The organism is Streptomyces yangpuensis, assembly GCF_001005295.1.
In the GTDB taxonomy this organism is placed as follows: domain Bacteria; phylum Actinomycetota; class Actinomycetes; order Streptomycetales; family Streptomycetaceae; genus Streptomyces; species Streptomyces yangpuensis.
In genome coordinates, this window is the sequence record NZ_LBMK01000006.1 from 104,857 (window position 1) to 124,283 (window position 19,427).

Annotated in this window: 19 protein-coding genes and 2 pseudogenes; 9 read left to right on the plus strand and 12 right to left on the minus strand. The window is 71.8% G+C overall.

Features of this window, described 5'->3' with window-relative positions:
• Positions 1-113 precede the first annotated feature (113 nt).
• The 8 genes and pseudogenes from AAT21_RS26930 (at position 114) to AAT21_RS26960 (ending at position 5,779) form a co-directional block, all read left to right on the plus strand.
• The gene (locus tag AAT21_RS26930; RefSeq protein ID WP_046779532.1) at positions 114-791 is read left to right on the plus strand and encodes a hypothetical protein; all 678 of its coding nucleotides are present in this window, start codon (positions 114-116) and stop codon (positions 789-791) included.
• Between the two features lie 149 nt (positions 792-940).
• On the plus strand, positions 941-1,102 hold the full coding sequence (locus AAT21_RS37770; RefSeq protein WP_157879795.1) for a hypothetical protein: 162 nt from the start codon (positions 941-943) through the stop codon (positions 1,100-1,102).
• Positions 1,102-1,719 (plus strand): hypothetical protein, encoded by a 618-nt coding sequence (locus AAT21_RS26935; RefSeq protein WP_046779533.1) that lies wholly within the window; start codon positions 1,102-1,104, stop codon positions 1,717-1,719. Before AAT21_RS37770 ends, AAT21_RS26935 begins: the two co-directional genes overlap by 1 nt.
• Positions 1,720-1,810: 91 nt before the next feature.
• Positions 1,811-2,680 (plus strand): AraC family transcriptional regulator, encoded by an 870-nt coding sequence (locus tag AAT21_RS26940; RefSeq protein WP_046779534.1) that lies wholly within the window; start codon positions 1,811-1,813, stop codon positions 2,678-2,680.
• Positions 2,681-2,744: 64 nt separating this feature from the next.
• Positions 2,745-3,266: a GNAT family N-acetyltransferase gene (locus AAT21_RS26945; RefSeq protein WP_046779535.1), complete on the plus strand. Its 522-nt coding sequence runs from the start codon at positions 2,745-2,747 to the stop codon at positions 3,264-3,266.
• A 20-nt stretch (positions 3,267-3,286) separates the two neighbouring features.
• A pseudogene (locus AAT21_RS26950) lies at positions 3,287-3,679 on the plus strand (Imm7 family immunity protein); the annotation flags it as partial.
• A gap of 98 nt (positions 3,680-3,777) precedes the next feature.
• Positions 3,778-5,196 (plus strand): cytochrome P450, encoded by a 1,419-nt coding sequence (locus tag AAT21_RS26955; RefSeq protein ID WP_046779537.1) that lies wholly within the window; start codon positions 3,778-3,780, stop codon positions 5,194-5,196.
• A gap of 70 nt (positions 5,197-5,266) precedes the next feature.
• Complete coding sequence (locus AAT21_RS26960; protein WP_046779538.1) at positions 5,267-5,779, plus strand: FBP domain-containing protein; 513 nt, start codon at positions 5,267-5,269, stop codon at positions 5,777-5,779.
• Between the two features lie 44 nt (positions 5,780-5,823).
• On the opposite strand, the gene AAT21_RS26965 is transcribed toward AAT21_RS26960, so the two are convergent.
• A complete protein-coding gene (locus AAT21_RS26965; protein ID WP_046779539.1) occupies positions 5,824-7,383 on the minus strand; it encodes an MFS transporter in 1,560 nt (519 codons plus the stop codon).
• Positions 7,384-7,466: 83 nt separating this feature from the next.
• Between AAT21_RS26965 and AAT21_RS26970 the strand changes: the two genes are divergently transcribed.
• The gene (locus tag AAT21_RS26970; protein WP_046779540.1) at positions 7,467-9,530 is read left to right on the plus strand and encodes a S9 family peptidase; all 2,064 of its coding nucleotides are present in this window, start codon (positions 7,467-7,469) and stop codon (positions 9,528-9,530) included.
• A gap of 44 nt (positions 9,531-9,574) precedes the next feature.
• Here the strand turns inward: AAT21_RS26970 and AAT21_RS26975 are convergent, their stop codons facing one another.
• The 11 genes and pseudogenes from AAT21_RS26975 to AAT21_RS27020 all read right to left on the minus strand — a co-directional run.
• On the minus strand, positions 9,575-9,895 hold the full coding sequence (locus tag AAT21_RS26975; RefSeq protein ID WP_157879796.1) for a hypothetical protein: 321 nt from the start codon (positions 9,893-9,895) through the stop codon (positions 9,575-9,577).
• Positions 9,888-11,270 carry a hypothetical protein gene (locus tag AAT21_RS26980; RefSeq protein WP_046779542.1) on the minus strand — a complete coding sequence of 461 codons (1,383 nt, stop codon included), beginning with the start codon at positions 11,268-11,270 and terminating at the stop codon, positions 9,888-9,890. Before AAT21_RS26980 ends, AAT21_RS26975 begins: the two co-directional genes overlap by 8 nt.
• Before the next feature lie 4 nt (positions 11,271-11,274).
• Positions 11,275-11,616, minus strand: a complete 342-nt coding sequence (locus AAT21_RS26985; protein WP_046779543.1) for a hypothetical protein — start codon at positions 11,614-11,616, stop codon at positions 11,275-11,277.
• 122 nt (positions 11,617-11,738) lie between these two features.
• On the minus strand, positions 11,739-12,779 hold the full coding sequence (locus AAT21_RS26990) for an ABC transporter ATP-binding protein (protein WP_046779544.1): 1,041 nt from the start codon (positions 12,777-12,779) through the stop codon (positions 11,739-11,741).
• The gene (locus tag AAT21_RS26995; protein WP_046779545.1) at positions 12,776-13,783 is read right to left on the minus strand and encodes an ABC transporter ATP-binding protein; all 1,008 of its coding nucleotides are present in this window, start codon (positions 13,781-13,783) and stop codon (positions 12,776-12,778) included. The genes AAT21_RS26990 and AAT21_RS26995 overlap by 4 nt, the downstream gene beginning before the upstream one ends.
• Positions 13,783-14,769, minus strand: a complete 987-nt coding sequence (locus AAT21_RS27000) for an ABC transporter permease (RefSeq protein WP_046779546.1) — start codon at positions 14,767-14,769, stop codon at positions 13,783-13,785. The genes AAT21_RS26995 and AAT21_RS27000 overlap by 1 nt, the downstream gene beginning before the upstream one ends.
• A complete protein-coding gene (locus tag AAT21_RS27005; RefSeq protein WP_107081404.1) occupies positions 14,766-15,737 on the minus strand; it encodes an ABC transporter permease in 972 nt (323 codons plus the stop codon). The genes AAT21_RS27000 and AAT21_RS27005 overlap by 4 nt, the downstream gene beginning before the upstream one ends.
• Positions 15,738-15,759: 22 nt before the next feature.
• Positions 15,760-17,502, minus strand: coding sequence for an ABC transporter substrate-binding protein (locus AAT21_RS27010; protein ID WP_046779547.1), 1,743 nt, complete (start codon positions 17,500-17,502; stop codon positions 15,760-15,762).
• Between the two features lie 194 nt (positions 17,503-17,696).
• The gene (locus AAT21_RS27015; protein ID WP_157879797.1) at positions 17,697-18,452 is read right to left on the minus strand and encodes a scabin-related ADP-ribosyltransferase; all 756 of its coding nucleotides are present in this window, start codon (positions 18,450-18,452) and stop codon (positions 17,697-17,699) included.
• A 156-nt stretch (positions 18,453-18,608) separates the two neighbouring features.
• A partial coding sequence (locus AAT21_RS39355) for an FCD domain-containing protein (protein WP_157879801.1) occupies positions 18,609-18,859 on the minus strand: 251 nt, incomplete at its 5' end.
• Position 18,860: 1 nt separating this feature from the next.
• Positions 18,861-19,401 (minus strand): annotated as a pseudogene (locus AAT21_RS27020) (GntR family transcriptional regulator); the annotation flags it as partial.
• Between the last annotated feature and the right edge of the window lie 26 nt (positions 19,402-19,427).

Genomic DNA, 19,427 nt, shown 5'->3' on the forward strand with positions numbered 1-19,427 from the left:
GCCTTCCTCTGGGAAGAAATGCGTAGAAACGCCGGATTCCGGCCAACCGGCATGGCTCGCCTATGGTTCCGAAGTCGATCATCAGACGGTGCGAGCAGCGAGGGGGCGCGGACATGCGCGGTTGGAAGGGCGCGGTGGGGGCCGCGGGGCTGGTACTGCTGCTGGCGGGGTGCGGTGGTGACGCATCGGAACCGCAGGCGGAGCCGAAGGCGAAGACGGAGCCGAAGACGGAGCCGAAGGCAGAGCTGCTCGGCGAGGACACCGGGATCCGGTACGACAAGTCCCGGGTGCCGACGGTCCAGAACATGACCTGTGACCGCAAGCGCGGCTCGATCCGGTACGGCCTCAACGCCCACAAGGACGAGTCCCTGCCCGAGCACAAGGGGGAGAACGCCTCCGAGGACTACGTCTGCCACGGCCCGGACCGGATCAGCCTCGCCGTCGGAGGGCGGACGCTGGCGGCGCCGCACATCGCGGCCGAGTACGACCTCTACGGATCCGTTCCCGACCCGCTCAAGACCGTCAAAACCGTGTACAGCACGTCCTTGGCCGGGGACGACGAACGCACTCTGGTCGGCGAGGCGGAGACGGTCACCACCACGACGGCCGCCATTACCTGCCAGAAGAACGTCTGGGAGACCTTTCCCATGACCACCTGCCTGTGGGCGAACCACGGCGCGGTCGGCGCGGTCGACTTCTTCCCGCCCGCAGGCCGCCACCCCGAGATCGCGGAAGCAGTCACCCGCACCAAGGAACTCATCGCGACCGGCCTGGTCGAATCCCCACGCTGACCCGGGCGAGGTTCGGTGGGCCGGCGGTCAGTACGCCGGCAACACCTGCCGGCTCGGCGGCGCCTACGGGTTGACCTGGCAGACCGTCCCGGTCTCCACCGGACCGCCCGCCACGAGCCATTCGGAGAACAGCCGGTAGGGTCACGGGCATGGGGGACTTCGCGAGCAGGGGCCGTACGGTGCTGTGCAAATGGTGCAACCAGCCGATTCCGCAGGAGCGGCGCTGGTTCCCGAGCCAGTACTGCAACCGCCGCCACAAGTGGCGGCACCGGCTCACGGAAACGGTCGGCAGCATCTTCGACAGCGTCTGATGCCCCCTGCGGAAGTTCAAGGCCACCCGGTCACTACGTCCGGCGCGGCCCGGACGGCGCGGCTGGTCACCGACGGGCTCGATCCCAAGACGTGGATCATCGCCGACAGCGTCCTCGTCGGCTGGCACACCGACCGTCTCGCCGGGATCGGGTGGGGGCTCCTCGGCTGCCTGTTCGCCGCGGGCATTCCGCTGGCCTTCATCAAGTACGGCATCCGCCGCGGCCGTTGGGCCGACCGGCACGTCGGACCGCGGCCGCAGCGGATCCTCGTGATGTCCTTCGCCGGGGCCTCGGTCGCCACCGGCACCCTGCTGCTGTGGGCCCTCGGCGCTCCCCGGACGATGACCGCGCTGATCGCGGCGATGCTGGTCACCCTGGCGGCCCTGCTCGCCGTGACCCCCGCGTGGAAGATCAGCGTGCACGCGGGCGTGTCCGCCGGGAGCGTGGCGATGCTCGCCATGGTCCACGGGCCGTGGGTGCTCCTCGCCTGTGCCGTGGTCGCCGTCGTCGGCTGGTCCCGCGTGGTGCTGCGCGACCACACCCCCGCCCAGGTCCTGGCGGGCACCGCGATGGGCGCAGCCGTGGCGGCCGCCACCTTCGCGTCGCTGGCCCGCTGAGGGGTCTGCGGCCGGCCTGATCGGATCGGTTCGCGGCGGTCGGGTGCGGCGGGGGCGGCCGCTGCGAGGGTTGCAGTCGAAAGGAGGCCCCGTGATCTCTGCGCTCAACCAGCTGGTCGATCTCGTCGAGGAGCACCTCGCCGAGGAGCCCGACGTCCAGGGACTGGCCGGGTCGCTCGGCACTACCGAGTACCACCTGCGCCGGATGTTCTCGTCCCTGGCCGGCATGCCGCTGTCCGAATACGTGCGCCGGCGGCGCATGACCGTTGCCGCCGCCGACGTCGTGCGCGGCGAGGCGGATCTGCTGAGCATCGCGGTCCGGCACGGATACGGCTCGAGCGAGGCGTTCGGACGCGCCTTCCGGGCGGTCCACGGTGCCGGGCCCGGCGACGTACGCCGGACCGGCGGCCCCTTGCGTACACAACCGCAGCTCAGGTTCCGCCTGACCGTCGAAGGGAGCGTCCCCATGGACACCCGCCTCGTCAACCGCCCCGCGTTCCGGCTCGTCGGACACGCCGCCCGGGTCCCGCTCGTGCACCAGGGCGTCAACCCGCACATCCAGGAGCACATCAGCGCACTGCCGCGGGAGGAACACCTCCGGCTGAAGGCCCTCGGCGACACCGAACCGGGCGGCCTGTTGCAGGTCTCCGACGACCTCGACCCCGACGCCACGGAGGGCAGCGAACTGACCTACCTGCACGGAGTCGCCCTGGGCGGGGACACCCCGGCCCCGGACGGCCTCGACACCATCGAGGTGCCGGGCGGGATGTGGGCCGTCTTCCGTACCAGCGGACCGCATCCGCAGGCCCTGCAGACGACCTGGGCGGCGACCGCGACCGACTGGTTCCCCTCCAACCCGTGGCGCCTGCGGCCGGGTCCCTCGATCGTCGCCACCCTCGACCGCGCGGTGGACTTCAGCACCGCGACCTGCGAGCTGTGGCTGCCCGTCGAACCGGCGTAGCCCGCCTCAACCCCCGGTCGGTAATCGGTGGTTCGGCGCGCCGGGCGTGGCTTACCTTGGCGCGATGGTGCATGTGCGCGTGCGTGAGATGGACGAGGCCGACATCGAGGCCGTCTCGGCGATCCGGGTCCGGGGCTGGCAGGCGGCGTACGCCGGCATCGTTCCCCGGTCCTGCCTGGACGCGATGACGGTCGGGGAGGACGCCGACCGGCGCAGGCAGCGGTTCTTCCGCCCCGGGCGGAAGACCAGGGACCTCGTGGCGGTCGGCGACCGCGGCCCGGTGGGGTGGGTCTGCTTCGGCCCGCCCCAGGAGGGGATCCCCGGCGTGGCGCGGGTGGGTGAGGTCTACGCCCTCTACGTGGCGCCCGACGTCATCGGCACCGGCATCGGCCGCGAGCTCCTCGACGAGGCCCACGCGGCGATGAAGGGCCGGGGCTTCGAGACGTCGGCATTGTGGGTCCTCCAGGACAACGGGCGGGCCCGGCGGTTCTACGAGCGGGCCGGCTATCAGGCCGACGGCGGCACGCAGGACGACGTCTACGACGGCGTCACCCTCTCCGAGCTCCGCTACCGGCGGGTGCTCTGAGGCCGTGATTCGAGTACCAGGGCTGGATCAGCGTCCAGGAGAGCGCCGACGACGAGGACAGCGACGGCAGTCCGGGCGGTGACGGCCTCCGGCGGATCGCCGGGGCCGTCACCGCCCGGACCGGGGAGATCGCCGGTCCCGGTCTGCTCGACCTGCGGTGGATGAACGGCGAGCTGTTCCTCCACCTCGGCGGCTTCCGCAACCACCGTGACCCGGCGGTCCTGGCGTTCTTCGGCGAGGTCGGCGGCCTGGCGCCCGGTTCCTACGGGGTGATGCACGTGCGCGACGACGAGGATCCCGGCCGCGAGAACGAGGTCCGTGTCCTGCGCATGGTCCGCGGCCGGGTCACCGAGGACACGGAGACGGCCCTGTCGCCCTGCATTCCCGTACTGGAGGACCCCTGCCGCGGATAGGCGGATCCGCTCTGTTCCGTTGGGGCGGAGGGCTCGCCAGGGGGCGGGGGCGGGGGGCAGAATCGGGCTCCGGCAGGGACGAGGGGACGGGCATCGGTATGGCATTGGGCAGGAACCCAGGCGTCGTCGGCACGGGTTCGGAGTTTCCCCTGTTTCCCGGGGCGCCGCTGCTGGGGTCCCTCCAGGACCTGAAGTCGGACTCGCTCGGCACCTATCTGCGGGCGCAGCAGCAGCGCGGTGACGTCGTACGGGTCTCGGCGGGGCCGCCCGGGATGCGGGCCGAGCTGTACTGCGTGTTCTCCCCCGAGGGCGCGCAGCAGGTGCTCGCCTCCGAGGCGGCCAACTTCCGCAAGGACAACTCCTTCTACCAGGAGGTCCGGGACTCCATCGGCAACGGCCTGCTGACCAGTCAGGACGAGGACTACCTGCGCCAGCGCCGGCTCGTCCAGCCGCTGTTCACCCGGCGCCGGGTGGACGGGTACGCGGGGGCGATCGCCGCCGAGACCGCGTCCGTCATCGCCGCCTGGGAGGAGGCCCTGGACGGCGTCGTCGACGTCTCCGACGAGATGACGCACCTCGCCCTGCGCGCCGTCACCCGGATCCTGTTCGGGACCGACGTGGAGGCCACCGCCGATGTCGTGGCCCGCTGTTTCCCGGTCATCACGGAGTACGTGCTGCGCCGCGGGTACTCCCCCGCCAACATCCCGCGCCACTGGCCCACCCCGGGCAACCGGCGGGCCGCCGCCGCGATCGACGAGCTGTACGAGGTCTGCGACCGGATCGTCGCACAGCGGCGGCAGGCCGGCCCGAGCGGCCCCGCCGCCGACGGCCCCGCCGACGGCACCGGCGAGGACCTGCTGACGCTGCTGGCCGCCGCCCGGAGCGCGGACGACGGGGAGTTCGACGCCGACGAGCTCCGCGACCAGGTGCTGATCTTCCTGCTCGCCGGGCACGAGACGACCGCCACCTCCCTCTGCTTCGCCCTGCACCTGCTGGCCCGCCACCCCGAGCAGCAGGACCGGGTCCGCGAGGAGATCACCAGCGTCCTGGGCGACCGCCCGCCGCAGGCCGGCGACCTGGACCGGCTCCCGTACCTCTCGCGGGTGGTCAAGGAGGCCATGCGGCTGTACCCGGCCGCGCCGGTCATCGGCCGCAAGGCCGTCGCCGCGACCCGGATCGGGGGGCGCACGATCCCCGCGGGCGCCGACGTGATCGTGGCCCCCTGGGTGACGCACCGCCACCCGGACTACTGGCCGGACCCGGACCGCTTCGACCCGGACCGCTTCACACCGGAGGCGGAGGCCGGGCGGCCGCGCTATGCGTGGTTCCCCTTCGGCGGCGGCCCGCGCGCCTGCATCGGGCAGCACTTCTCGATGCTGGAGTCGGTGCTCGCGCTGGCGATGATCCTGCGGACCTGTTCGTTCGAGGCGCTGGACGCGGAGGTCCCGGTCAGCGCGGGGATCACCCTGCGGACGGCGGGACCGGCGCGCTGCCGGGTCCGCCGCCTGGACCGGTAGCGACCGCCCGGCGGCCCGCGCCCGATATTGGGGTGCGGGCCGGCCGGGGTGCGCCATAAGGTCGACGCCCGTGGAACCACTCAGCGAGAAACAGATCCGTGCGTCCTTCGTGAACTGCACCAAGGGCGAGGCGGCCCGCATGCGGCTGCCGCTCGACTTCGCCGACACGCCCTGGGAGCACCTCGACTTCCTGGGCTGGGTGGACCCGGGTGCCCCGCTGCGGGCCCATCTCGTGATGCCCCGGGCCGAGGGGCCGGTGGGGATCTCCCTGCGCGTGCCGTCCGTGGGGCGCACCAGCGCGGTGAAGTCCAGCCTGTGCCAGATCTGCCTGACGGGCCACGCCTCCTCCGGCGTCACCCTGCTCGCCGCGCCGCTGGCGGGCGCCCGCGGCCGCGAGGGCAACACGGTCGGCACGTACATCTGCGCGGACCTGGCCTGTTCCCTCTACGTACGCGGCAAGCGGCAGCCGAAGCTGCGCGCCGGCCGGCAGGAGGAGTCGCTGACCGTCGACGAGCGCCTCGCCCGCATGGCGGCGAATCTCAACGGCTTCGTGTCCCGTGTCACCGGGGTCCCGGTGGCCTGAGCCCGCTCCCGTCCCCACGGGCGGCCGGCGGTCGGCCCGGCGGTTCAGATGCGGTCGGCCGCCGGTTTGTGGTTGCCCTGGAGGCGTTCGAGGTCGGAGGGGCGGACCTGGATGACGAAGAGCGCGATCACCGCCCCGACCAGGGTGAACAGGGCCGCCACGACGAAGGCGGTGCTGATGCCCGAGGTCAGCACCTGGTCGCTCCACGGCTTGGGGAGCTGTCCGGTGCGTTCGAAGAAGGCCTTCTGCACGGGGCCCGCCGTGGCGAGGAAGTCGGGCACCTGCTCCTTGGCCTCGTTGCGGCTGGCCGTGCCGTAGACGGTCACCAGGATCGACAGCCCGAGCGAGCCGCCCACCTGCTGCATCGTGTTGAGCAGCCCGGACGCCGCTCCCGACTCGCGGTCGGGGACGTTGGACAGGGCCATCAGCGTCAGCGAGACGAACTGCAGGCCCATGCCGAGGGCGAAGAACAGCATCGGGCCCAGGATGCTGCCGAGGTACGTCGAGTGAACGTCGATCTGCGTCAGCCAGGCCAGCCCGACCGCCGAGGACAGCGCGCCGCAGACCATGAACGGTTTCGGCCCGAACTTCGGCAGGAGCTTCGCCGTGAGGCCCGCACCCACCGCGATCACCGCGCTGACCGGCAGGAAGGCGAGCCCGGCCTGGATCGGGCTGAAGCCGAGCACGATCTGCACGAAGAGGGTCAGGAAGAAGAACATGCCGAAGATCGCGCAGGCGAGCATCAGCATGATCCCGTACGTGCCGGCCCGGTTGCGGTCGGCGAACATGTGCAGCGGCGTGATGGGTTGCGGCGATCTCCGCTCGTTGAGGATGAACAGCGTCAGCAGGACCACTGCGGCGCCGAAGGAGCCGAGCGTCACCGGGTCGCGCCAGCCCTCCTGGGAGGCCCGGATGAATCCGTAGACGAGCGCGACCATGCCCAGGGTGGACAGCAGCGCACCCGCGAAGTCGAAGTGGCCGGGGTGGCGTTCGGACTCGCGCAGGACCTTCCGGGCCAGTACGGCGATCACCAGCGCGATGGGGACGTTGACGAAGAGGACCCAGCGCCAGTCGAGCCACTCGACGAGGATGCCGCCCGCGAGGAGCCCGATCGCGCCGCCGGCCGCCGAGACCCCGGCGAACACGCCGAACGCCCGGTTACGGGCCGGGCCTTCGCGGAAGGTGGTGGTGATCAGTGCGAGGGAGGTCGGCGAGGCGATGGCGCCGCCGACGCCCTGGAGGGCCCGCGCCGCCATCAACTGACCCTCGTTCTGGGCGAGTCCGCCGAGGAGCGAGGCCAGGCCGAAGAGCAGGACACCGAAGATGAAGACGCGTTTGCGGCCGAGGATGTCGCCGGTGCGGCCGCCGAGGAGCAGCAGGCCGCCGAAGGCGAGGGTGTAGGCGTTGACGACCCAGGAGAGGCTCTCGGTGGAGAAGTCCAGCGCGGTCTGGATGTGCGGTAGCGCGATGTTCACGATCGTGATGTCGAGAACCACCATGAGTTGGCAGGACGCGATCACGAACAGGGCGAGTCCGTTGCCGCTTCCTCGGACCGTGCCGTCGTCGCCGTCGGTCCGTCTGCTCGGCGTAGCGTTCGGGTCCACCCTCCCGACGCTAAGCCCGCACCCCTGGGGTCACCACTCGAACGGCCTAGTGGGGGTGACATTTCACATGTCACACTACGGGCATGGATGACTTCCTCAGGCTCTCCGCGAGCACGGCCCGCTTCACCCACGGAGCCCCGCGGGCACTGTCCTTCGGGGACGACGGCCGGCTGCTCTGGTTCCTCCGGTCGACCGGACCCGCCGATGCCTTCGACAGCCTCTGGGTGCTCGATACCACCACCGGCGCAGAGATCCGGCTTGCCGATCCCCGCGAGCTGTGCCCCGAGCCCGGCCCCCTCCCCACCGCCGAGCGCCGGCTGCGCGAGCGGACCCGGCTCGTGGCCTCCGGGATCGGCTCGTACGCCCTCTCCGGTGACGGGCGGCGCGCCGCCTTCGCGCTGTACGGACGGCTCTACGAGGTCACCGCCGACGGCGCCGGAACCCTCCGGGAGATCCCCGCCGCGGGCCCCGCGCTCGACCCGCGGCCCAGCGCCGACGGTTCGCGCACCGCCTACGTCGCCGACGACGTCCTGTACGTCGCCCCGGGCGGCCGGGTCAGCCCCGACGACGGGGCCCGCTGGGGCCTGGCCGAATTCGCCGCCGCCGAGGAGCTCGGGCGCTCCCGCGGCCACTGGTGGTCCCCCGACGGATTCACGCTGCTCGCCGCCCGCGTCGACGAATCCGCCCTCCAGCGCCGGTGGTTCACCGACCCCGCCCACCCCGAGCTGCCGGCCGAGGACTTCGCCTACCCGGAGGCCGGCGGACCCAACGCCGACGTCCAGCTGTGGGTACTCGGCCCGGACGGGGCCCGGACCCGGATCGAATGGGACACCAAGGCCTTCCCGTACGTCTCCGACGCGGGCTGGGAGTCGGCCGGTGAGATCCTGCTCACCGTCCAGGACCGGCTCCAGCAGACCGTGTTGCTGCTCACCGCCGACCCGGCCACCGGCCGCACCCGGGAGCTGTCCCGCACCACGCACCCGCAGTGGGTGGACCCCCTGGTCCCCGGCACCCCGGCCCGCCTGCCCGACGGGCGGATGCTGACCTCGGCCGACACCCCCGACGGGGCCGCCCGCGGCCTCGCCGTGGACGGCGTCCCGCTCACCGGGAACGGCGTCCAGGTCCGCCGGGTGGCCGGGGTCCACCAGGGGCGGCTGCTGATCGAGGCCGGGCTGCGCGACCCGGCCGAGCAGCAGGTGCTGCTGCTGGACACCGCCACCGGGGAGACCACCCCGCTCGCGGACGGGCCGGGCGTCCACGGCGTGACCGCCTCGGCCGGCTTCCTGCTGCTGACCTCCGCCGACGCCGACGGCGTCCGGCGCACCGTACGCACCCCCGACGGGCGGGAGTTGAGCCCAGCCGACCTGTCCCAGCCGCTGCCCTACCGGGTGACCCCGGTCCTGGAGCGGGTCACCGAGCACGCGATCCCCACCGCACTCGTACTGCCCCGCGGGCACGTCCCCGGGCGGAAGCTGCCCGTCCTGATGGACAGTTACGGCGGTCCCGGCGCCCAGGACATCACCGCCGACCCGCGCCGCTGGCAGCACCGCCAGTGGTGGGCCGACCAGGGCTTCGCGGTGGTGACCGTCGACAACCGCGGCACCGCGTACGTCTCCCCCGCCCACACCCACGCCATGTACCGCGGCTTCTCCGAGGTCACCCTCGACGACCAGGTCGCGGCGCTGCACGCGCTGGCCGCCCGCCACGGCGACCTGGACCTGGGCCGGGTCGGCGTCCGCGGCTGGTCGTACGGCGGCTACCTGTCGGCCATGGCGGTGCTGCGCCGCCCCGACGTCTTCCACGCCGCGGCCGCCGGGGCCGCGCCCACCGACTTCCGGCACTACGACACCGCGTACACCGAGCGGTACCTGGGCCTGCCGCAGGAGCACCCGGAGGTCTACGAGCGGGACTCGCTGCTGCCCGACGCCCCGAAGCTGTCCCGGCCGCTGCTGCTGGTCACCGGCCTGGCCGACGACAACGTCCACCCCTCGCACACCCTGCGCCTGTCACAGGCCCTGACGGACGCGGGCCGCCCGCACCAGCTGCTGGCCCTGCCGGGCGTCACCCACATGACCCCGGGCGGCACCCGCGAGAAGATCATGGCGCTGGAGCTGGAGTTCTTCCGCAGCGAACTCGGCCGGGTCTGACGGGTCTTTCGCCCGCTCCCCCTGACCGCCCCGCCGCCGGGCGGTCAGGGCCGCGGGGCGAACACCATGCGCACCAGGGCGATGACCACCAGAGCCGCCGCCGGCGCGTACCACCAGCGCCGCAGCCGTCCCGTGTTGACGCCGGCCGCCGTCACCGCGAGGGCGACCAGCTCCACCGTCAGCCCGAGCCCCGCCATCAGCCGCGCGGTGCCCGTCACCGTACGGTCCCAGGGCCCTTCGGACGCGGTGAGCACCGCGTTCAGCACGAAGAACCCCGCCACCGCGTGCAGCCCCACCAGCACGGCCCCCCACGCGGCCGTGACCGCGTGCGCGAGCGTGGCTCCCGCTGTCCGTCGCTCAGTCATTCAGGGCCCGCCTCGCGTTGTCGATGTTCGCGCCGAAGCCACGACCGTAGGCCTGCGCCTCGTCCGTACGCCAGCCCGGTCCGCCGTTGTACCGGGCGGCGAGTTCCTGGTACTGGGCAGGGGTCATCTGCTCGGCGGGCACGTTCGCGAACGTACTCTCCGCCTTGAGCTGCGCGAGGTACTCGGCGGCGATGTAGATGTTCGTCGAAGGGTTCTGCGTCGCCGTCTGGATCTCGTCCCGCTGGTCCCGCGTGAGGTTCTCCGGGTCGTAGCCGAGCACTTCGGCGGAGCGGCGGAGCTGGATGGCGATCGGCCCCATGGACGTCTGGTCCGCCTCGCCCGACAGGCCGGCCTTGTCCGCCACCCACTGGAACTCCGGCCAGACCTCGTACTGGTTGCGCCGGTAGTTCACCGCGATGTTGTCGGCCCACTTCGGGTCGCCCTGCACCTCCTTCCAGGCGATTCCCGCGAGCATGTCGGCCGGCAGGCCCGTGTACGCGGCCGCGTCCCGGATGTGCGCGCGGTTGGCGCGGATCCACTCACGCCGGTCCTCGTCCGAGTCCGACGGCAGCCATTCGTTCTGGTCCATGGCGGGCGGAAGTCCGGCCAGCCGGGACCGGATCTCCCGCAGCTTGGGGGACACGGTCTCGGCGCCGGGGTTCGCGGCGATGCCGTCGACGCGGGGGCCGCCGCCGGGCAGCACGGCGTGGGGGTCGTGCGCCGCCTCTCCCACCTCCTGCCGCAGGGCCGGCATCCCGGCGAGGAGCACCGACGGGTGGGGCAGGTCGCCGCGGAAGTCGGGCAGGTCCTTTCGGGCCTTGCCCAGTGCGGTCACGCACGTGGTGCGTGCTGCGCTTTCGATGCGGTCGGCGTCGCCGAAGGCGTCCTTCGCACTGTTGTAGTGCTGCTCCGCCTCCTCGCGGATCTCGTCGACGTCGACGGTGATCTCCGCCAGCCAGTCGAGGACTCCGGTGCGCTTGCGGAGGTCCTCCCACTGCCGCATCGGCTCGGCCCGCTGGGCGGTCTCGGTCACCGGGCTGGCCACCCGCGCCATGACCCGGGAGAGGGCGCGCTCGCTCGCCAGGCCGCTCTCGAAGCGTTCCTTCGCCCGGCCGACGGCCTCGGCGTAGTCGACGAGCGCCGCGTGGACGGTGCGGAAGGCGCCCGACAGGGCGGTGGCCAGCTTCTCCGCCTCGCCCAGCCGTTTGACGTAGAGCTCCTCGGCCTCGCTCACCCACTGGGTGCGCGTCGCCTTCAGGAAGGCGGGGTCCGCCGAGTCCAGGAGCAGGTGGAGCCTGCGGTACTCGTGGGCGGTGCGTTCGATCAGGGGAGGGCTGCACAGTTCGAGGAACTCGACCTCGGTGCGGTAGGTCATGACGTCACCTGTCCTCGGCCGGTATGAACCGGCCGTTGTCGAGCACCGAGCGGAAGGCCCCCTCCGTGGCGTGGTCGGTCTGCGCGTAGTCGCCGCCGGCCACCTTGAGCTTCGTGGCCAGCGCCGCCAGCAGCGAAACGGTGTCCAGGTACTGGTCGTTGCCGAACCGCGCGAAGGAGTCCAGGGCCATGGACACCTCCTGGTGCGAGCGGGGCACCCGGGCCATGACGGTGAGCTCGCCGTCCGGGCGCCCCGCGTACAGCAGGCCCGCGAGTTCCACGAGGAGATGGGAACTTCCGTTGATGGACGCGGCGTTCGCCGTGAATCCACCACTACTCGATGTCATGTCCGCCCCTAGATCATTTGTGGTGCGTGATGCTACGGCAGACCAGGGGGAACATCGGGTAACGCAAGGACCCGGGGCGGATCGTGTCGGCCCCGGGTCCCCGCTTCTTCCCGTGATCCCCGTCAGTCACCCGGGAAGTGACAGGCCACCTCGCGCGAGGCGGCAAGCCGCAGCAGCGGCCGCTCCGTCCGGCAGATCTCCTGCGCCTTGGGGCAGCGCGGATGGAAGGTGCAGCCCGGAGGCGGGGCGGCCGGGCTCGGCGGGTCGCCGAGCAGCACGATCCGCTCCCGCCGCCGCTCCGCCGCCGGGTCGGGCAGCGGTACGGCGGACAACAGCGCCCGGGTATAGGGGTGCTGGGGGTTCTCGTAGAGGGACGCCTTGTCCCCGATCTCGACGATCCGGCCGAGGTACATGACGGCGACCCGGTCGCTGACCCGTTTGACCACCGACAGGTCGTGCGCGATGAACACGTAGGCGAGGCCGAGTTCGGCGCGCAGCCGCTCCATCAGGTTGACGATCTGCGCCTGGACGGAGACGTCGAGGGCGGAGACCGGCTCGTCGGCGACGATCAGCCGGGGGCCGGTGGCCAGCGCGCGGGCGATGCCGATGCGCTGGGCCTGGCCGCCGGAGAACTCGTGCGGGTAGCGGTCGATGTGTTCCGGGATCAGTCCGACGAGTTCCATCAGCTCGGCGGCCCGGCGCCGGGCGTCCCCGGCGCTGCGGCCCTGCACCAGCAGCGGTTCGGAGATGATCCGGGCCACCGTCTGGCGGGGGTTCAGCGAGGAGTGCGGGTCCTGGAAGACCATCTGGATGCTCCCCCGCAGCGGGCGCAGGGCGCCTTGGGAGAGGCGGCTGATGTCCTCGCCGTCGAAGACGACCCGGCCGGAGGTGGGCTGCAGCAGCCGTACGAGCATCCGTCCGGTGGTGGACTTGCCGCAGCCCGACTCGCCGACCAGGCCGAGGGTGCGTCCGGCCGCCAGGTCGAAGGAGACCCCGTCGACGGCGCGCACGGGCGCCCCCCGGCGCCCGGTCGCGGATCGCCGGCCCGGGAAGGTCATGGTCAGGTCCCGTACGGACAGCAGCGGTGCGGGGGTGCCGGGCGCGGCCTCGGTGGTGGCCGCGGTGGTGGTCCCGGTGGCGGCCGGGGTGGTGGTCTCGGTCATCGGGCCGCCTCCTGGGCGGTGCGGGCCCCGGCGAAGTGGCAGGCCACCGTACGGCCGGCGCCGTCCCCGTACGCCGCGAGGCCGGGCCGTACGTCGGTACAGCGGTCGGCGGCCAGTGGGCAGCGCGGTGCGAAGGCGCAGCCGGGGGCGGGTGCGAGGAGGGACGGCGGGGAGCCGGGGATGAAGGGGAGCGGTTCGTCGTCGGCGGTGTCGAGGCGGGGCAGCGAGTCGAGCAGACCGCGGGTGTAGGGGTGGGCGGGGTCGGCGAACAGCTCGTCGACCGGGGCCTGTTCGGCGGCCCGGCCGCCGTACATGACCAGGACCTCGTGGGCGACGCGGGCGACCACACCCAGGTCGTGGGTGATCATCACGACGCCGAGTCCGCGTTCCTGCTGGAGTCTCGCGATCAGTTCCAGGATCTGGGCCTGCACGGTGACGTCCAGGGCGGTGGTCGGCTCGTCGGCGATCAGCAGGTCTGGTTCGCACGCCAGGGCCATGGCGATCATCGCGCGCTGGCGCATGCCGCCGGAGAACTGGTGCGGGTACTCCCCCGCCCGGCGGGCAGGTTCGGGGATGCCGACCTCGCCGAGCATGTCGACGGCGCGTCTGCGGGCGGCGGCGCGGCCGGCCTTGAAGTGCACGCGGAAGTGCTCGGCGATCTGCTCGCCGACGGTGTAGTAGGGGTGCAGGCTGGAGAGCGGGTCCTGGAAGATCATGGCCATCCGGCGGCCGCGGACCTTGGCGAGCTCGCGCTCGGTCAGGCCGGTGAGCGGCCGTCCGGCGAGCGCGACGGAGCCGGTGACCTCGACCGGGCCGCGGTGCAGGCCCATGACGGCGAGCGAGGTGACGGACTTGCCGGAGCCGGATTCACCGACGATGCCGAGGGTGCGGCCGGCCTCGACGGTGAAGCCGACGGAGTCGACGGCCCGGACGGTCCCCCGGGGGGTGGTGAAGGTGACGCGCAGGTCGCGTACGTCGAGGAGCGGAGCGGCGGTGGTCGTCATCAGTACCTCACTCTCGGGTCGATGACGGCGTACAGGAGGTCGACGACGAGGTTGGCGACGACGATGAAGAAGGCCGCGAGGAGGGTGACGCCGAGGACCACGGGCTGGTCGGAGTTGACCAGGGCGCCGTAGAAGAGCCTGCCGATGCCGGGAAGTCCGAAGATCGACTCGGTGATGACGGCGCCGGCGAGGAGACCGCCGAGGTCGATGCCGAAGATGGTCAGGATCGGCGTCATCCCGGAGCGCAGGCCGTGTTTGACGACGACCGTCCGCTCGGGCATGCCCTTGGCGCGGGCGGTACGGATGTAGGGCTCGGCCATCGCCTCGATCATCGAACCCCGGCTCTGGCGCGCGTACATGGCGGCGTAGAGCAGGGCGAGCGCGGTCCAGGGCAGCAGCAGGTTCGAGGCCCAGCCGATCGGGCTGTCGGTGAAGGCCTGGTAGGTGGGATAGGGCAGCAGTCCGGCGATGCGGATGATGCCGTAGATGAGCATGACCGAGGTGAAGTAGACGGGCAGCGAGGCGGCGGCGACGGCGCCGACCATGAGGGCCTTGTCGGTGGCGGTGTCCTTGCGCAGGGCTGCGGTCACTCCGGCGCCGAGGCCGAGGAGCAGCCACAGCACGGCGGCGCCGAGGGCGAGGGAGGCGGAGACCGGGAGCCGGTCCATGAGCAGGTCCCACACGGGCAGGGAGCTCTCGTAGGAGTATCCCAGGCAGGGGAAGTCGCAGGAGACGGCGTACTGGCCGGTGCCGAGGGTGCGGCCGGTGAAGATGCCGGTCAGGAAGTCGGCGAACTGCTTCCACAGGGGCTGGTCGAGGCCCAGGTGTTGGCGTACGTCCGCGATGCGTTCGGTGCTGCAGGTCTTGCCGCAGGCCGCGGCGGCCGGGTCGGCGGGCAGGACGTAGAAGATGAGGAAGGTGACGGCGGCGATGGCGAGGAGCACGCCGGCGAGGGCGAGCAGCCGGCGGGCGAGGTAGGCGATCATGTGCGGCCGCCCCTCGGGTCGAGGATGTCGCGCAGTGCGTCGCCGAGCAGGGTGAAGGCGAGCACGGCGAGGAAGAGGAAGACGCTGGGGATGACGAAGTACATGGGGTCGGTCTCGTAGTAGGCGACGGACTCGGCGATCATCTGGCCCCAGGAGGGGGTGGGCGGGCGGACGCCGACGCCGAGGTAGCTGAGGGCGGCCTCGGTGCTGATCATTCCGGGGATGAGCAGGGTGGTGTAGGCGATGACCGGGCCCGCGACGCCCGGGAGGATCTCGCGGGTCAGGATCCGCCAGGGGCCGGCGCCGCCCACGCGGGCGGCGTCGACGTACTCGCGGTGCTTGAGGGAGAGGGTCTGGCCACGGACGACGCGGGCGATGCCGGGCCAGCCGAAGATCCCGATGACGGCGGTCATGAGGACGATCCGGTTGACGTCCTTGGCCACGGAGAGCAGCGCGATCATGAAGATGAGGGACGGGAAGGACATGGTCAGGTCCATCAGCCGGGACAGGACCGTGTCGGTGCGGCCGCCGAAGTAGCCGGCGGCGATCCCGGCGGCGGTGCCGGCGAGGACCACGATGGCGGTGGCCGCGAAGGCGATCAGGAGGGAGACCTGGGCGCCGTGGACGACGCGGGCGTACAGGTCGCGGCCGGTGACGGGTTCGACGCCGAGCCAGTGCTCGGGGCTGATCCCGCCGAGGGCGCCGAGCGGCTGGCCCCCGAGGTACGGGTCCACGGCGCTCTTGTCGAACTCGTGCGGGGACCAGCCGCCGAGGGCGCCCAGCCAGGGGGCGCCGACGGCCATCAGGACGAAGAGCAGGACGATGCAGAGGCTGACGCGGACGGCGGGACGGCGGCGCAGTTCGCGCCGGGCGAGCTGCCAGGGGCTGCTGCCGGGGGCCGCCGCGGACCGGTCCGCGGCGGTGTCGGCGGCGGCGTCGGGGGCAGCGCCGGGGATGGTGGTGGTCATGGTGTCGAGGGCCCCGGGTTCCTCAGCCCTGGCTCTTCGAGGGGTCCTTGAGGCCGACCGTCGCGTAGTCGATGGTGCCGGTCCAGACGGGGTGGCCGAAGGCGCCCGCGATGTTGGTGCCGACGAGGAGCGGCTTGCGCTCCAGCAGGAGCGGGACGTTCGGGGACTTGGCCATCAGGGCCGCGTCGAGGTCGATCCAGGCCTGGTTGGCCTGCTTGGCGTCGGCCATGGCGTTGATCTCGTCGATCCGCTTCATGACCTCCTCGTCGCGGAACTGGCTGTAGTTGCCCTGGTTGCCCTTCTCCTTGATGGTGCGTCCGTCGAAGACGAAGGGGATCCAGGTGGAGCCGGAGGGGTAGTCGGGGCACCAGCCGCTGAGGGTCATGTCGGGGGTGGTGGACAGGTCGCCGATCACGTCGTAGTAGGCGCCCGGGTCGACGGTGTCGATGACGACCTCGATACCCGCGCGGGACAGGCCCTGCTGGATGGCTTCGGCCTTGCCCTTGTCGCCGGTGGAGACGGAGAGGGACACCTTCAGGGTCTCCTTGCCGGCGGCCTTGAGGAGTTCCTTGGCCTTGGCCGGGTCGCCTGCCGGGGGGATCTTCAGGGTGTCGGCCTGCTTGCCGCCGGAGAGGGCCGGGGGCAGGTAGGCGGTGGCGATCTCGTTGAGGGCCGGTCCGCCGCCCGCGGTGACGATGGCCTCCTTGTCGACGGCGTACTGCATGGCCTGGCGGACCTTGGGGTCGTTGAAGGGAGCGCGTGAGTTGTTCAGGTGGAGCATCTCCGTGCAGCCCTGGGACTCGGCGAGCAGCCGGGCCTTGACCTCGGGCTTGGGCAGCACCTTGGGGGCGCTCTCGGGGCGCATGTCGGCGTACTGGACGGTGGAGGCGTCGGCGCCCTCGCCTGCGATGATCCGGTCGTCGATCTGGCCGCCCTTGAGGCCCATGACGACCACGAACTTGTCCGGGTAGGCCTTGCGGACGGTGTCGGTGCCCGGGTCCCAGTGCTCGTTGCGGACGAGGACGAGCTTCTTGTCGCGGTCGTACGACTCGATCTTGTACGGGCCCGAGGAGAACGGACGGGCGTCGTACTGGGTGCCCTTCTCCTGGGACTGGGGCACCGGGGCGAAGGTGGGCAGGGTGGCGGTGGCGGAGAACTCGGCGACGGGCCGCTTCAGTTCGAAGACGATCGTGCGGTCGTCCGGGGTCTTCACGGAGTCGAGGTGCTGTCCCTGGAGCGGCCCCTTGTAGCCCTCGGTGCCGGCGAGGTACTGGGCGGCGTAGTCGGGGCCGCCGGTGAGGTCGGGGGCGAAGGAGCGCTCGACGTTGTACTTGACGTCCTGGGCCCTGACCGGGGTGCCGTCCTCGTACTTGATGCCCTCCTTGAGGGTGAAGGTCCAGGTGCGGCCGCCGTTGGAGGGGGTGCCGAGGTCGGTGGCGAGGTCGGGGACCAGCTCGCTGCCGGCCTTGCCGGGCTCGGCCTTGAAGGTGACGAGCGTGCGGTAGAGCAGCCGGGTGCCGAAGTCCATGGTCGGCATGGTCCAGTTGCGCGCGGGGTCGAGGTGCGCGAAGTCCTGGTTGGACAGGACGGTGAGGGTGCCGCCCTTGACCGGGGTACCGCCGAGGATCTTGCCGTCGTTGGCGGCGGCCGGGTTCGCGCCGCCGGCACCGTTCGAACCCTTCGTGGTGCCGGAGCAGCCCGAGGCGCCGAGTGCGAGTGCGGCCACCAGGGCGGTGGCGAGGGCGAGTTGGGTGCGCTTGGTCATGGGTCACTCCAGGGAGGGGCACGCTCTACGGCCTGCGACTCTGCGATGTGACCGGTAACATAGTAATGTGAAATTGCACTGACAAGGGGTTGCGCCCCCCGTTACCCAGCCGTGTCCAAATCCCCTGCCCCGAAGCCCGGTTGGGAGGCCCGGCCGCGACCGGCGGGAGCGGTACCGCTCCCGCCGGGGATGGATCAGTGCGGCGAACCGGCCGGTTCCTTGCGCTCCTCGTGCTCCTTGTGTTCCTTGTGCTCCGTGCTCTTCTTCCAGCCGGGGTCGAAGTTGCTGTTGGTCACGCAGCCGAGGTTCTGGTAGATCCGGTCGTTGGTCTGCGGGTCGAGGCCGACGAAGTGGTACTGGCAGGCCCCCTCGATGAACCTGCCTTCGATACCGCCGGGGAAGTCGATCTCCTTGTTCCACAGGTAGGGCGACTGGATGCCGGTCTGCCGCGCGGTGGCGTTGACGTCGATCCCGCCGGGGGCCTGGATCGCGTAGACCCAGCCGTCGTTCCCGCCACCCGTGGCGAACTCCTGCGCCACCCACCGCTCACAACTGGTGCTCACGTGCGCGGCGTTCTGCTGTCCGGCGCCCCCGATGATCCACTGGGCCAGCGGGGTGAGGTCGGTACCGCGCGGCGTGAAGCCGCTCGCGAAAATCGCGTCGGGGTTCGGCCGTGTGTCGCCCCGCCACAGCGTGTTTCTGTCGTGCCGCCAGTACCAGGCCTCGCGCACCGCGGCGAGGTCCACCTCCGGGCGGATCCCCGGTTCCGTCGTGGTCTGTTCCCACTCCGCCGCCTTGTAGCCGCCGGTGGGGCCGCAGGGCCCGGTATCACGGATCTGCTGCGGGGTGCCCGGGTACGGATCCGTCGCGGCGCCGGCGGGCGAGCCGAACACCAGCGGGACGGTGACCAGGGCGGCGGTGGAAGCGATCCGGAACGCAGTCTTCAACACAGTCGGTACAACCCCTCGCTCGGTGCACAGGACTATGCGTTGGTAGACCGATCCGGGGCGCGATCAACCTCCGTCCGCCACCGTCACCCGCAGGCCTCACGAGGTCCACCCGCCCGGCGCAGACCCCGCCCCGGCTCTCCCCGGCCGGTCACAGCACTAGATGCCGGACCCCAGGCGGCCCGGGGTGCGGCCGACCGGTTCGTCGCGGCCCTGGGCCCAGAGGGAGCGGACGTGGCCGAGGTGGCGCTGCATACAGGCCTCCGCGGCCTTGGCGTCGCCGCTGATCATCAGGTCCAGCAGCTCCAGGTGCTCCTCGGCGGAGGAGACGAGCTTGCCCGCCTCGTCCAGGCCGGTCAGACCGTACAGGCGGGAGCGCTTGCGGAGGTCACCGACCGTCTCCACGAGCCNGGGGCTTGCCCGCCTCGTCCAGGCCGGTCAGACCGTACAGGCGGGAGCGCTTGCGGAGGTCACCGACCGTCTCCACGAGCCGTTCGTTGCCCGCGAGGCCCAGCAGGGTGAGGTGGAAGCGGCGGTCGGCCTCCAGGTAGCCGATGAGGTTGTGCTCCCGGGCGCTGGTGACGATCTCCTGCGCGATGGGGCGCAGTTCCTCCAGCTGCTCGGCCGTGGCCGTCTTCGTGATCCGGCCGATGGTCGGCACCTCGATCATGGTGCGCAGCTCGGTGTACTGGTCGAGGTCGCGCTCGCTGACCTCGGTGATCCGGAAGCCCTTGTTGCGCACCGGCTCGACCAGGCCCTCCCGCGCGAGGTCGAGCATGGCCTCGCGCACCGGGGTGGCCGACACGCCGAGTTCGGCCGCGAGGCCGGGCGCGGAGTAGACGCTGCCGGGGCGCAGCTCACCCGCTATCAGGGCGGCTCGGAGGGCGTGCCCGACCTGGTCGCGGAGTCGTTCCTGGGCCTTGATGAGGCTGTGCTGCTTCAGGTCACCCATAGTGTTTCCTCCGAGACCCCTACGCC